The organism is Streptomyces nigrescens (genome assembly GCF_027626975.1).
Lineage (GTDB): Bacteria > Actinomycetota > Actinomycetes > Streptomycetales > Streptomycetaceae > Streptomyces > Streptomyces nigrescens.
In genome coordinates, this window is sequence record NZ_CP114203.1 from 699114 (window position 1) to 710642 (window position 11529).

General features: G+C 71.0%; 12 protein-coding genes. 6 read left to right on the plus strand and 6 right to left on the minus strand.

Annotated features, from left to right (window positions below; all coding sequences use genetic code 11):
* Positions 1 to 29 precede the first annotated feature (29 nt).
* Positions 30 to 857, minus strand: coding sequence for an SDR family oxidoreductase (locus STRNI_RS03220; protein WP_277410495.1), 828 nt, complete (start codon positions 855 to 857; stop codon positions 30 to 32).
* Positions 858 to 1095: 238 nt separating this feature from the next.
* On the opposite strand from STRNI_RS03220, the gene STRNI_RS03225 reads away from it, so the two are divergent.
* The gene (locus STRNI_RS03225; protein ID WP_159483934.1) at positions 1096 to 1599 is read left to right on the plus strand and encodes a C40 family peptidase; all 504 of its coding nucleotides are present in this window, start codon (positions 1096 to 1098) and stop codon (positions 1597 to 1599) included.
* A 91-nt stretch (positions 1600 to 1690) separates the two neighbouring features.
* On the plus strand, positions 1691 to 2083 hold the full coding sequence (locus STRNI_RS03230; protein WP_018091974.1) for a thiol-disulfide oxidoreductase DCC family protein: 393 nt from the start codon (positions 1691 to 1693) through the stop codon (positions 2081 to 2083).
* Between the two features lie 103 nt (positions 2084 to 2186).
* Here the strand turns inward: STRNI_RS03230 and STRNI_RS03235 are convergent, their stop codons facing one another.
* Both STRNI_RS03235 and STRNI_RS03240 read right to left on the minus strand, forming a co-directional pair.
* Positions 2187 to 2918: a L,D-transpeptidase family protein gene (locus tag STRNI_RS03235; RefSeq protein ID WP_018091975.1), complete on the minus strand. Its 732-nt coding sequence runs from the start codon at positions 2916 to 2918 to the stop codon at positions 2187 to 2189.
* Between the two features lie 119 nt (positions 2919 to 3037).
* Positions 3038 to 3463 (minus strand): hypothetical protein, encoded by a 426-nt coding sequence (locus tag STRNI_RS03240; protein WP_277410496.1) that lies wholly within the window; start codon positions 3461 to 3463, stop codon positions 3038 to 3040.
* A gap of 297 nt (positions 3464 to 3760) precedes the next feature.
* Between STRNI_RS03240 and STRNI_RS03245 the strand changes: the two genes are divergently transcribed.
* Positions 3761 to 4249 carry an EF-hand domain-containing protein gene (locus STRNI_RS03245; RefSeq protein ID WP_277410497.1) on the plus strand — a complete coding sequence of 163 codons (489 nt, stop codon included), beginning with the start codon at positions 3761 to 3763 and terminating at the stop codon, positions 4247 to 4249.
* Positions 4250 to 4265: 16 nt separating this feature from the next.
* Here STRNI_RS03245 and STRNI_RS03250 read toward each other — a convergent pair whose 3' ends face one another.
* Positions 4266 to 5882 carry an FAD-dependent monooxygenase gene (locus tag STRNI_RS03250; RefSeq protein WP_277410498.1) on the minus strand — a complete coding sequence of 539 codons (1617 nt, stop codon included), beginning with the start codon at positions 5880 to 5882 and terminating at the stop codon, positions 4266 to 4268.
* A gap of 156 nt (positions 5883 to 6038) precedes the next feature.
* Here STRNI_RS03250 and STRNI_RS03255 point away from each other — a divergent pair, with 156 nt between their 5' ends.
* Positions 6039 to 6635 carry a GNAT family N-acetyltransferase gene (locus STRNI_RS03255; protein ID WP_159483940.1) on the plus strand — a complete coding sequence of 199 codons (597 nt, stop codon included), beginning with the start codon at positions 6039 to 6041 and terminating at the stop codon, positions 6633 to 6635.
* 574 nt (positions 6636 to 7209) lie between these two features.
* Positions 7210 to 7920: a LysM peptidoglycan-binding domain-containing protein gene (locus STRNI_RS03260; RefSeq protein ID WP_277410499.1), complete on the plus strand. Its 711-nt coding sequence runs from the start codon at positions 7210 to 7212 to the stop codon at positions 7918 to 7920.
* Between the two features lie 232 nt (positions 7921 to 8152).
* Here the strand turns inward: STRNI_RS03260 and STRNI_RS03265 are convergent, their stop codons facing one another.
* Entirely contained in the window at positions 8153 to 8587 is a 435-nt protein-coding gene (locus STRNI_RS03265) for a CBS domain-containing protein (protein WP_018091980.1), read from the minus strand.
* Positions 8588 to 8755: 168 nt separating this feature from the next.
* Between STRNI_RS03265 and STRNI_RS03270 the strand changes: the two genes are divergently transcribed.
* On the plus strand, positions 8756 to 10786 hold the full coding sequence (locus STRNI_RS03270; protein ID WP_159483944.1) for a M3 family metallopeptidase: 2031 nt from the start codon (positions 8756 to 8758) through the stop codon (positions 10784 to 10786).
* 116 nt (positions 10787 to 10902) lie between these two features.
* On the opposite strand, the gene STRNI_RS03275 is transcribed toward STRNI_RS03270, so the two are convergent.
* Positions 10903 to 11520, minus strand: coding sequence for a maleylpyruvate isomerase family mycothiol-dependent enzyme (locus STRNI_RS03275; protein WP_266440021.1), 618 nt, complete (start codon positions 11518 to 11520; stop codon positions 10903 to 10905).
* Positions 11521 to 11529 lie beyond the last annotated feature (9 nt).

Sequence of the window (11529 nt, forward strand, 5' to 3'; positions counted from 1 at the left end):
GGCCGTGCTCACGGACGCGGGCCGGACGGTCAGCGTTCCTGGGCGGTGGGCCGAACGGTGATCTCGTTGACCGCCACATGGGGCGGCTGGGTGACCATGAAGACGACGGAACGGGCGATGTCCTCGGCCCGTAGCCAGGATTCCGGCGGCAGCCCGTGCGCCGACGCCGCCTGGCTGCCGCCGCGTGTCATCTCCGTCGTGGTCATCCCCGGTTCGACCAGCCCGACCCGGACCTGACGTCCGGTCACCTCTTGGCGCAGCGCCTCGCTGAAGGAGCACACCGCGTGCTTGGTGGCCGAGTAGACACTGTTGTCCTTGCGGGGCACCCGGCCCGCGACCGAGCTGACGGTCACCAGGTCGGCCACGCCCCGCGGCCCCTCGTGCGCGGCGCGCAGCAGATGCGGCAGTGCGGCATGGGACATCCGCAGCACCGCCTTGAAGTTGAGGTCGACCATCCGGTCCCAGTCCGCGGGGTCGCTGTCCGCCACCGCGCCGCGTGCGCCGAAGCCCGCGTTGTTCACCAGGACGTCCAGCCGCCCGAAGTGGTCCACGGTCTGATCGACCGTCCGACGGACCTCGTCCGCGGCAGCGAGATCGGCGGTCAGGGCGAGGGACGCGCCTCCCTGCGCGCCGATCGCCTCCGCCAGCTCCTCCAGTCGCCCGGTCCGGCGGGCCACCAGCACGAGGGAGCAGCCCTCCCGGGCGAGTGCCAGGGCGGTGGCCGCACCGATTCCGCTGGAGGCGCCGGTCACCAGCGCCACACTGCCCGCCAGCGGCCGCCGGCCGTCGCCGGTACCCGCCTCGACCGCGCCCTGACGTGCCGTCGCGGCCTGTCCGGCCTCTCCGGTGCCCCTCACCTCTCGCTCCTCCCGCTCGAATTCTTCGGCCGTCGGTAACTGCCATCCCGGTCCGGAAACCCGTACCCCGCCGAGCCTCCGTATTCCCTTTGCTCTCTGCTCTCCGTACTCACCATCTGCCCCATGGGGAACGCCGGATGGGCCGGGAATTGCGGAGCGGCATTTCCCTGGACGCGGTGCGCACGGCCCAACACCGGGTAATACCTCAGATAACCCCTTGCGCTCCCGGGAGCTGCTCATGAAGCACACGCATCCCCTGCCCGGCGACATCGGACTCACCCAGATATCCGGCATCACCGGCCGGTTGATCCGCCTCGGACAATGGATCAACGGAGACGGTTTCGCCGACTACCAACACGCCTTTCTCGTCCTGCCCGACGACCGGCTGCTGGAAGCCCAGCCGGGCGGTGCCCGCATCCAACCCCTCAGCGCGTACGACGGCAGCTCCGTGCTCTACGTCTGCCCGGAAGGGCTCACCGAGCAGCAGCGCACCGCCCTCTGCGCCGCGGCCACCGCCTACGTCGGAGTGCCCTACAGCTTCCTCGACTACCTGGCGATCGCCGCGCACCGCTTCCACCTGCCCCTCCCGGGGCTGCGCCGCTATGTCGCCAGCACCCGGCACATGATCTGCTCCCAACTCGTCGACCAGGTCTATCAGGACGCCGATATCCATCTGTTCGCCGACGGCCGCTGGCCGGGCTATGTGACACCGATGGCCCTGTACAACCAGCTGGCCCACTGACCCCGCGCACGGCCCCACCACGGCACCCGGAATTCCTCCCGATAGCGTGGCACCTATCATGGATTCCATCGGCGTGAGAGGTGGCGGGATCATGCGGCGGCAACCCGTACTTGTCTATGACGGCGACTGTGCCTTCTGCACGTCCTCGGTGCGGTTCGCGGAACGGCGGCTGCGTCCGCACTGTGCGGCCACACCCTGGCAGTTCACCGATCTCGAGAAGCTCGGCATCAGCAGGCGGCGTGCCGAGCACGAAGTGCTGTGGGTGACGCCGACCGGTTCGGTGCACGGTGGCGCGCAGGCGGTCGCCAAGCTGCTGCTGAGCGCGGACCGCGGGTGGCCGGTCGTGGGCGCGTTGCTCACGCTCCCGCCCGTGCGCTGGGTCGCCCATGGGGTGTACCGGCTGATCGCGCACAACCGTCATCGGATGCCGGGCGGGACAGCTGCCTGTGCGCTGCCGTCCTCCGCCGCCCGGAAGCAACCGTAGCGGGATCCGGCCGACCGGCTCCGGTCCGGTATGCCGGTGACACGCGCCCGGTGGCCTTTACGCCATCGGGCGCTCGATCCCCCTCTCGCCCCCTTGTCCGTCCTCAGGTGCCGGACTTGCGGCCGTAGACGTAGACGTCATCACCGTTCTTGAGCAGGGACCAGTACTTCTTCGCGTCGTTGCTGCGCATATTGACGCAGCCGTGCGAGCCGGGGGCCGACCAGACGCTGCCGCTGATGGAGTGGAACGCCTGCCCGCCGTCGAAGAACTGGCTGTACGGCATGGGCACGTGATAGATGGTCGACACATGGTGCAGATTGCGCCAGTAGATCTTCTTGGCGCCGGTGCGGGTCTCGTAGCCGTCGCGGCCCGTACGGACCGGGACCGGCCCGAACACCAGCTTCCCGCCGTCCTGGACCCAGCTGAGCTGGCGGGTCAGGTCGACGCAGGCTATCCGCCCCTTGTTGGTGGGGCAGCGCCCCGCCTTGTTCGGGTGCTGCCCGGCCGCCTTCTGCTGTGCCACGACGCGCATCACGCCCCAGGTGACGGGCCCGGCGTAGCCGATGTTCGGGGTGATGCCGTGGCTGGTCTGGAAGGCGCGGATCGCCCGGCAGTCGGCGGCCGACTGCCGGCCGTCCACCCGCAGCCCGAGGAACTTCTCGGCCTGCTTCTGGTAGGGGCCGCGGGCCGCGGTGCACGAAGACGCGGAGGCGGCCTGGGCGGTGGAGCCGAAGGCCACCGTCAGCGGAACGGTCAGCGCCGTGAGGGCGAGCGCCGCGCTCGCCCGGCGACCGGCGGCGGACCGCGGGACACGCAGGTTCAGTCGTCTTTTCATGCCCCGTAGGACTGTTTGCCCGACCCGCCGGTTGCAGGCGTGACCGACCCGAAATATCTGATACGCGATACCGCGCCCCCGGCAGCCGGAACGGATCCGGACTGCCGGGGAGACGAGCCCTACAGAACCGAGACCTTCTCCTCGTGGCCGTAGCTGAACCCGTCGTCGAAGTAGAAGATGGTGACCTTCACCTTGTCGCCCTTGGCGAATCGTGAAGGGGCGGCCGGGCGCAGGGTCACCTTCGCCGTGTGGCTGCCGTAGTCACAGATGAGCTTGTCCCTCTTGATGGTGCCGGCGGCGGTCGACTCGCCGGGGCCGTTCTCGTTGGGCATGCTCGCGTTGGCGACCAGCTGGTGGTTGATTTCGGTGTCGCAGGAGTAGGTGACCTTCACCTGCAGGCCGGGCTCGTGCAGTGTGACCTTGTCGATGGCCAGGAAATTGGCCTTGGCGACCGCTGCCGGTGCGCCGACCAGCACGCCGACGCCGGCCAGGACCGCGACGGCCGCGGTGCCGAGGACGCGACGGCGTAAACGGGATGACTTCATGTTGAGGTTTCCCCCCCGCGCTGCCACCCAGGTCAGAGGCGGTGGAGATATATCCGCCTGTGCGGGCGACTGCGACAGATGTTCAATTTGACGGCGATCATACGTGACCTTCCGTGTGGAACCGCAGGTTTATGGCCACGACGGGCGCGACGGGGCAAGACGGTGAACACACCCTCCGCGATGACCGTCCGCTATCGCATCGCCACTTAATGTGCTCATGGTGACGGTCGCGGCGCCCGCGACCGGCCGCCTTCCCGGACTCCACCAGGAGTCACACCCGCCCAGAAGGGATGACGCATGATCACCGATGCACTGCGCGCGGAGTACGAGCACCGCTTCTCCACGTACGACACCGACGGCGACGGCTACCTGACCGCACAGGACTTCACCGACCGGGCACGGGTGCTGACGGACGCGGTGGGTGAACCGGCGGACTCCGCCAAGGCGCGGGCGCTGGGCGCGGGGATGCGCCACACCTTCGAGCAGCTCGCCGCTCTGGCGCAGGTCGACGCCACGGGCCGGCTGAACCGGGAGCAGTTCGTCGAAGCCTTCACGCGCGCCGGCGAGTTGGGGTCCCTCGGCAGGGTCGTGGGACCGTCGATCGCCGCGACCGTCGCGCTCGCCGACGCCGACGGGGACGGTGTGGTCAGCCGGGAGGACTTCGCGGTGGTGCACCGCGCGGCCGGGTACTCGGCCGCGCAGGCGGAGGAGGCCTTCGCGGCGCTGGACCGGGACGGTGACGGGCGGCTGCTGGTCGAGGCCTGGCCGGGCGCCGCCCCCGAGTAGAACTTCCCCCCGACCCTCACCCGCGGAAGGTCAACGCGAGGTGCGCCACCAGCCCCGGGCCGCTCACCGGGGCGTCGCGCAGCCCCAGGTAGCCGTCGGGGCGGATGAGGAATCCTTCGCCGCCGCGTGCGCCGTACATCTGCCGGAAGGCGTCGAGGCCGTCGTGGACGACGGGCAGCACCAGGCCGTCCGTCCGGAGGTGCGGGGCCGCGATCACCCAGACGCTCAGCTGCCCCTGCGCTCCGCGCCGTGCCGACGCCACCACCTCGTCGTACGGCGCCAGTTGGGCCTCGTCGTCCGCATAGAGCAGCAGCGTGTGCTCCTGGCCGCGCAGCAGGTCGAACAGCCGGAACGGGAAGGCGGTGAGGTCATGGCGGAGGCCGCCGCAGTCCGGTGCGCGGTCGCCGGCGGCGGGGCCCTGGTCCGGCTGCCGGTCCGGCCCGACGATCGGGCTGCCCCGGTAGCCGACGAGCAGTTGGGCCTCGCGCTGCATCACCGTTGACGGGTCGTCGGGGTCTGCCTGGACACCGCTGCCGGCGTGCCGGACCGTCCGCTGCACCACTTCCTCGCCCACGGGGTGGCGTTCCGCGTGGTAGCTGCGCAGCAGTCCCTCGCTCGCGGCCGACCGCACCGCTAGGGCCACCTTCCAGGCCAGGTTGTAGGCGTCCTGGATGCCGGTGTTCATGCCCTGGGCGCCGGTGGGCGGATGGATGTGGGCGGCGTCCCCCGCGACGAATACCCGGCCCGCTCCGTAGCGGTCCACCAAGCGGTGGCTGATGCGGAAGACCGAGGACCAGCGGAGCGCCGAGGCGCGGGTGGGCTGCGGTGAGAGCCGGTCGAGGACGGCCTGGATGTGCGGGAGGCCGGGGGTGGGGCCGGTCTCCAGGCCGTGCAACACCTCTTCCTCGGACGGCTGTTGGGGCAGGGAGAGTTCGGGCGGGACGAGCATGGACATCCGGTAGCGGTTGCGGCCGGGCAGCGGGATGCACACCAGCAGATCGTCGACGCGTCCGTCGCTCCGGTGCATGGCCCGGACCGCGTAGCCGGCCGGCAGCTCCCAGTCGACCTCGACGTCCCCCAGCATGTACTCCTCGGGGAAGGCTCCGCCCTCGAAGCGCAGCCCGAGAGTCTTGCGGACGATGCTGTGGGCGCCGTCGCAGCCGAGGAGGAACCCGGTGCGGATCCACTCCTGCGCGCCGGACGGCAGCACGAGGCAGGCCCGGACCTCGTCGGCGTCCTGCTCGAAGTCCACCAGCTCCGTGCCGCGTTCGACGGGGGTTTCCCATCGCGCGAGCAGTTCCGCAAGGATGCGTTCGGTGGCGTACTGCGGGAGGGCGGCGAAGCGGTAGGGCACCTCCGGCGGCAGGATCAGCTCGATCCGCGCCTGCTCCGCGCCATTGACGTAGAGCAGTTGCCCCCGGAGCGGGGCCGCGGCCGCCAGGGCTTCCCGCGCCACTCCCATGCGGTCCCAGATCTCCAGCGTCCTGGGCTGGATGCCCACCGCCTTCGCGAACGGCTGCGGGGCGGGCAGCCTGTCGATGACGCGGCACCGCACACCGCGACGCCGCAGCTCGCAGGCCGCCGTCAACCCGACCGGACCCGCCCCGACGACCAGGACATCCACATCGGCCACGGCTGCCTCCCGGGCGGAATCACGCTCCTTCCCAATGCACCACAGCGCGGTGGGCCTGTCCATTTCACGCGAGGAGGGGGCCCTCCGGGGGAAGGCGGCCTCCCGCATCGCGGCCTGGCCTGGCCTGGTGGCCCGTCGCCGGGAAGGATGCTGCCCATGCCGTATCTGGTGCCGCCCTGCATACCTCCTGGCAGCCTTGCCGCTCTCGATCAGCCGTCCGTGCCGGTCAAGGGCGGTCTGCTGCTCCGCCCTTGGCGGCAGACGGACGCCGCCGCCCTCGCCGCGGCATTCACGGACCCCGGCATTCAACGCTGGCACGTGCGGCGCATCGACTCCGAGGAGGAAGCCCGCGGCTGGATCACGCGGTGCCAGGAGCGCTGGCAGGCCGAAACGGGTGTTCAGTGGGCGGTCGTTCCTGGCGACGGGGGCGACCTCCTCGGCCGGGCCTCGCTGCGGTCCGTGCACCTGGCGGAGGGCCGCGCCGAGTGCGCCTACTGGACGGTGCCCGCCGCCCGCGGTTCCGGTGTGGCGGTTCGGGCCGTCTCGGCGATGACCCATTGGGCGTTCGAGGAGATGGGGTTTCACCGCCTGGAGCTGGCGCACTCGGTGGCGAACCATGCTTCGTGCCGGGTGGCGGCCAAAGCCGGGTTCGCGAGGGAGGGAACACGCCGGAGTGCCCACCTGCACATCGATGGATGGCACGACATGCACCTGCACGCGCGGATCAGGGAGGACCGGCCCGCCGCGGTGTGAGCGGTGGCGTGGGCAGCGGCATTTTTGAACTCCTGCACCATCCGGCCCACTTGCGACGCGAGCCACATGAGGGTGCGTCCCACAGGGGCGGAAGCCGGCGCGAGCCAAACGGCGTCCACGGCTTTCACGACTCTCGCGGCTTCCTGCCCCCCGTACCGACGAACGGGCCCTGGCACCGCCAAGGACCCGTGCGCGGTGCATGCGTACCTGCACAGCGCGTGCACCAAGTGCGCCGGTTGCGCTCGGCGGACACCCCCCGGCCGAGCAGGTGATCGTCGGGCTCATGAAGGCCATGCGCCTGCGGCCTGAGGGGTGCGCCCCTGCCCGTCTGAACAGGTGCGCCGTCCGCAGGCACGGTCACGCTGCGACGGCAAGGGGGCAGGCCGGACCGCGGCGGCGCTACCGCGCGCTCTGCCGATAACAACTCGGGGCATGGTTGTCTCTTCCCCGTCGAATTCATGGCGCCGCGCGGAAATCGCGGTTCGAGCACCTTTCGAACGCGATACGCCGCGTAGGCACCAGGTTTCCTGAATGACTGCCAGGCAACTGCGCGGTGAGCGACGGGAGTAAAGGCATGCAATTTTCTCAGGTATCGGAATCGACGGCCCGGAGTGAATTCCGGGGCTATGGGGCACGGGGCATCACGGCGGCGGCCGTCCTGCTGGCGGCCGGTGCGCTGAACCTGGCAGCCGAGCGGCCCGCCGAGGCCCGGGGAGGCGGGTCCTGGGACCGCCTGGCCGGCTGCGAGAGCGGCGGGAACTGGCGTATCGACACGGGGAACGGGTTCTCCGGCGGGCTGCAGCTCGCCCACTCCACCTGGCACTCGTTCGGCGGTGGCGCCTATGCGTCACGGGCGGCGCGGGCGACCCGGGCCCAGCAGATCCAGGTGGCGGAACGGGTGCTCGCCCGTCAGGGCTGGGGCGCGTGGCCGGCCTGCTCGGCCTCGCTGGGGCTCAACTCGGCCACCGCACACCGCACTCCGCGGAGCACCGCGGCACGCCCCGCACCGCAGCGGCACACCGCACCGCAGCGGCACGCCGCGCCCTCGTCCCGGGGCCGGGTCCGGCATCCGCAGTCCCATGAGAAGCGCTACAAATCGGGGCGCCATAGGAGTACCGGCGGCTCGGTCGTCGTCAACGCCGGGGACACGGTGAGCAGTATCGCGTACGCACACGGCTTTGGCTGGCAGGAATTCTACCGGCTGAACCGGCGCGTGATCGGAGCGAATCCGCATCTGATTTTCCCCGGCACACGACTGGCCGTGCCGCACTCCGGCGCCCACTGAGCGCCTTCCGGAATTCCCGGGTACGCCGTGGCACGGCCCTCCGGGAATTCCGCTGAATGTCCGCACCTGTACCACGCGGTGGCCCGCCGGAGGGGACGGGCCACCGCGTGGTGCAGGGTTCGCCGCGGGCTTTCCGCCGTCGAGAGGGCGTGAAGGGATGCGTGGGGAGGCGCGGTTGCGGGCCCGGCCGGCAGCAGCAGCGGCCCGGGCGGACGGCTCCGCTTCCCCCGCGCTATGCGGTCGCGTACACCTTGCTCGCGAACTCCGCGATCTCCGCGTCGCTGAGGTTCTTGGCGAGGTTGGCCTCGGTGATCATCCCCACCAGACGGTGGCCGCCCTTGACGTCGATGACCGGCAGGCGCTTGATGTGGTGCTGCTCCATGGTCTGCAGGACCTCACTGGCGTCCGCGTCCGCGTCGATCCAGTGCAGTGTCCCGCCCATGGAACCGGCCTGCACCGTCGACGGATCGACCCCTTCGGCACAGCAGGCGACGACGATGTCACGATCGGTGATAAGGCCCATGAGCCGGTTGTTGTCACCGCAGATGGGCAGGCAGCCGACGTCCAGATCCCGCATCATCTTCGCCGCGTCGTACAACGACTCGTGTGCACCCACACAGTGCGCTCCGCCGGACATGATGTCTCGGGCTCGCAGCTTGGTGGCCATGATTCCTCCTGTCTCAGGAGTGTGCTTGCTTGCCTCGCCTTCGATCACACCACGGATGGACCGACGACGCTCACCGGGATGCCCCGGAACGCACCGCCGTGGCCGGGCGGGACCGTCTCCTGGGACGACTGCCGGACCGGGCGCCGCCTCCGGGCGTAGTGTCGGCCCGTGACGACGTCGAATCCCTTCTTCGAGCCGAGTGATCTGCCGTACGAGCTGCCGCCTTTCGCGCGGATCCGGAACGATCACTTTCTGCCCGCGTTCACCCGCGGTATGGCCGACCAGCTGGCCGAGGTGGCGGCGATCGGCGCCTGCGCCGGGCCGCCGACCTTCGAGAACACCGTGGAGGCGCTGGAGCGCAGCGGGGCGGTGCTGGGCCGGGTGTGCCGGGTGTTCTCCAACAAAGCGGCGTCGGACACCGACGAGGAGATCCAGGCACTGGAGGTCGAGATCACCCCCCGGCTGGCCGCCCATGAAGACCTGCTGCTGCTCGACTCCGCCCTGTTCGGCCGGCTGGACGCGCTCCACGCGCAGCGCGAGCAGCTCGGGCTGGACGGGGAGCAACTGCGGCTGCTGGAGCGCCACCACACCCTCCGGGTACGGGCCGGTGCGCGGCTCGCCCCCGAGCAGCAGCGTCGGCTGCGCGAGCTCAATGCCCATATCGCCGCGCTGTGCACCGAGTTCGACCAGAATCTGCGGGTGGCCACCGCGGACGCCGCGCTGGTGCTGGACCGCGCCGAGGAGCTCGCCGGTCTGCCCGCGGACCAGATCGCGGCCGCCGCCGAGAACGCCCGAGCCCTCGGGCACCCCGGCAAATTCGTGCTCAGCCTGAAGAACTTCTCCTGCCAGACCGAACTCGCCGCGCTGGAGGATCCCGCGCTGCGCGAGCGGCTGCTCGCCGCCTCCCTCGGGCGCGGCATCGACAGCAACGGCCCGATCGCCGTCACCCTGGCCAGGCTGCGCGCCGAGCGCGCCGCGCTGCTCGGCTACCCCAGCCACGCCGCCTGGGAGGTCGCGGACCGTACCGCAGGTACCACGGATGCCGTCGAGGAACTGCTCGGCCGGCTGGTCGCGCCCGCCGTCGCCAACGCCGAGCGCGAGGGCGCGGCGCTGGCCGAGGCGGCCGGGGTGGCACAGATCCGCGCGGCGGACTGGCAGTACTACTCGGAACGGGTGCGCAAGGAGCGGTACGACCTCGACGCGGCGGCGCTGCGGCCCTACCTGGAGCTGGAGACCGTGCTGCACGACGGGGTCTTCCACGCCGCCGGGCTGGTCTACGGCATCACCTTCACCCGGCGCCCCGATCTGGTGTCGTACCACCCGGACGCCCATGTCTACGAGGTGCACGACGCCGACGGCAGCCCGCTCGGCCTGTACATCGGCGACTTCCACGCCCGCGAGTCCAAGCGGGGCGGTGCCTGGATGAACTCGCTGGTCGTGCAGTCGCATCTGCTCGGGCAGCGGCCGGTGGTGGTCAACAACCTGAATGTCGCCAAGCCTCCGGCGGGCGAGCCGGTGCTGCTGACCTGGAGCGAGGTCAACACGCTGTTCCACGAGTTCGGGCATGCGCTGCACGGGCTGTTCTCCGATGTCCGCTATCCGCTGCTGTCCGGCACCCAAGTGCCCCGCGACTTCGTCGAGTTCCCCTCGCAGGTGAACGAGGTGTGGGCGGACTGGCCCGAGGTGCTGGCGCATTACGCCCGGCACCACCTCACGGGTGAGCCGATGCCGGCCGAACTCCCCGCCCGGCTGCGGGAGGCGGAGAATTTCGGCGCGGGATTCCGGATGGTGGAGCACCAGGCCGCCGCGGTGCTGGACTGGGCCTGGCACACCCTCTCCGCGGACGGCGACGTACCGGGGGAGGACGAGGTGGAGGCGTTCGAGGCGGCCGCGCTGGAGCGCTACGGGCTGGCGATGGCCGCGATCCCGCCGCGCTACCGCACCGGCTACTTCGCCCATATCTTCAACCACGGCTATGCAGCGGGGTACTACGGCTACCGCTGGGCCGAGGTGCTGGACGCCGACACCGTGCGCTGGTTCCGGGAGAACGGGCGGTCGATCCGTGAGAGCGGTGAGATCTTCCGGCGGGAACTCCTCGCCAAGGGCGGCAGCGTGGACCCGCTCGCGGCGTTTCGCGCGGTGGTCGGACGCGACGCGGAGATCGGGCCGCTGCTGGCCCGCCACGGGCTGACGGGCTGACGGACCGATTCACGGGCTGACGGGCTGATCCACGGGAGGCCGCGGGACGTCGCGCCGCAGGGCAGGGGCCGCAGCCGCGCCGTGGTGGCGGACCGCCCGTCGGGCCGCCGCGCCGCTCAGCCGGCGACGAAGTGCTGATGCCGCTCCCCTTGGAGGCGGCCGGGCGGGAGCTTGCGGCCGTAGGCGACCAGCAGCAGGTCCTGGGCGGCTCCGGACAGCGGTGTGCCGCTGCCGAAGGACCAGTCGAGGTCATCGGCGCGGAGCTGGATACCGCGGAGACCGGCGCCGAAGAACCTGGCCGTCCCGGGGGTGATCTTCTCCAGGAGGAGGCGCACCCGGTCCTCGGGGACGCGCCGGTCGAGGCCGAGGGCGACCGTGATGTCCAGGCCGTGCACCACGTCGTGCCCCAGCGCCGCCGCGACGCCGCCGACCGGCGGCTTCCAGGGATGGTGCGCATGCTCCCGGAGGAAGCCGGCGAGTTCCCGCGTCGAAGCGGCGGCCGCGTCCCTGCGGGCACAGCGGTCGGTCATCCGGTGGAGGTTGCCTCCGGCGCGGAGGAGTTCGGCGGCCATCTTGGGGAGCGAGTAGCGGAACCCCATCGACATATGTGCCACGACATCCCGCACCCGCCAGCCCGCGCACAGCGTCGGCGCGTCCCACTGCCCGGCCGTCAGACCGTCCAGCAGGGCCGCCAGTTCCCGGCGTTCGGCCGCGATCGCCGCCTTGATGTCCATCGGAGTTCT

Bases quoted from the DNA above. Each gene is read 5' to 3' on its own strand.
- STRNI_RS03225 (WP_159483934.1), top strand. From the start codon at position 1,096: ATGAAGCACACGCATCCCCTGCCCGGCGACATCGGACTCACCCAGATA.
- STRNI_RS03255 (WP_159483940.1), top strand. From the start codon at position 6,039: ATGCCGTATCTGGTGCCGCCCTGCATACCTCCTGGCAGCCTTGCCGCT.
- STRNI_RS03240 (WP_277410496.1), bottom strand. From the start codon at position 3,463: ATGAAGTCATCCCGTTTACGCCGTCGCGTCCTCGGCACCGCGGCCGTC.
- STRNI_RS03245 (WP_277410497.1), top strand. From the start codon at position 3,761: ATGATCACCGATGCACTGCGCGCGGAGTACGAGCACCGCTTCTCCACG.
- STRNI_RS03275 (WP_266440021.1), bottom strand. From the start codon at position 11,520: ATGGACATCAAGGCGGCGATCGCGGCCGAACGCCGGGAACTGGCGGCC.
- STRNI_RS03230 (WP_018091974.1), top strand. From the start codon at position 1,691: ATGCGGCGGCAACCCGTACTTGTCTATGACGGCGACTGTGCCTTCTGC.
- STRNI_RS03235 (WP_018091975.1), bottom strand. From the start codon at position 2,918: ATGAAAAGACGACTGAACCTGCGTGTCCCGCGGTCCGCCGCCGGTCGC.
- STRNI_RS03265 (WP_018091980.1), bottom strand. From the start codon at position 8,587: ATGGCCACCAAGCTGCGAGCCCGAGACATCATGTCCGGCGGAGCGCAC.
- STRNI_RS03260 (WP_277410499.1), top strand. From the start codon at position 7,210: ATGCAATTTTCTCAGGTATCGGAATCGACGGCCCGGAGTGAATTCCGG.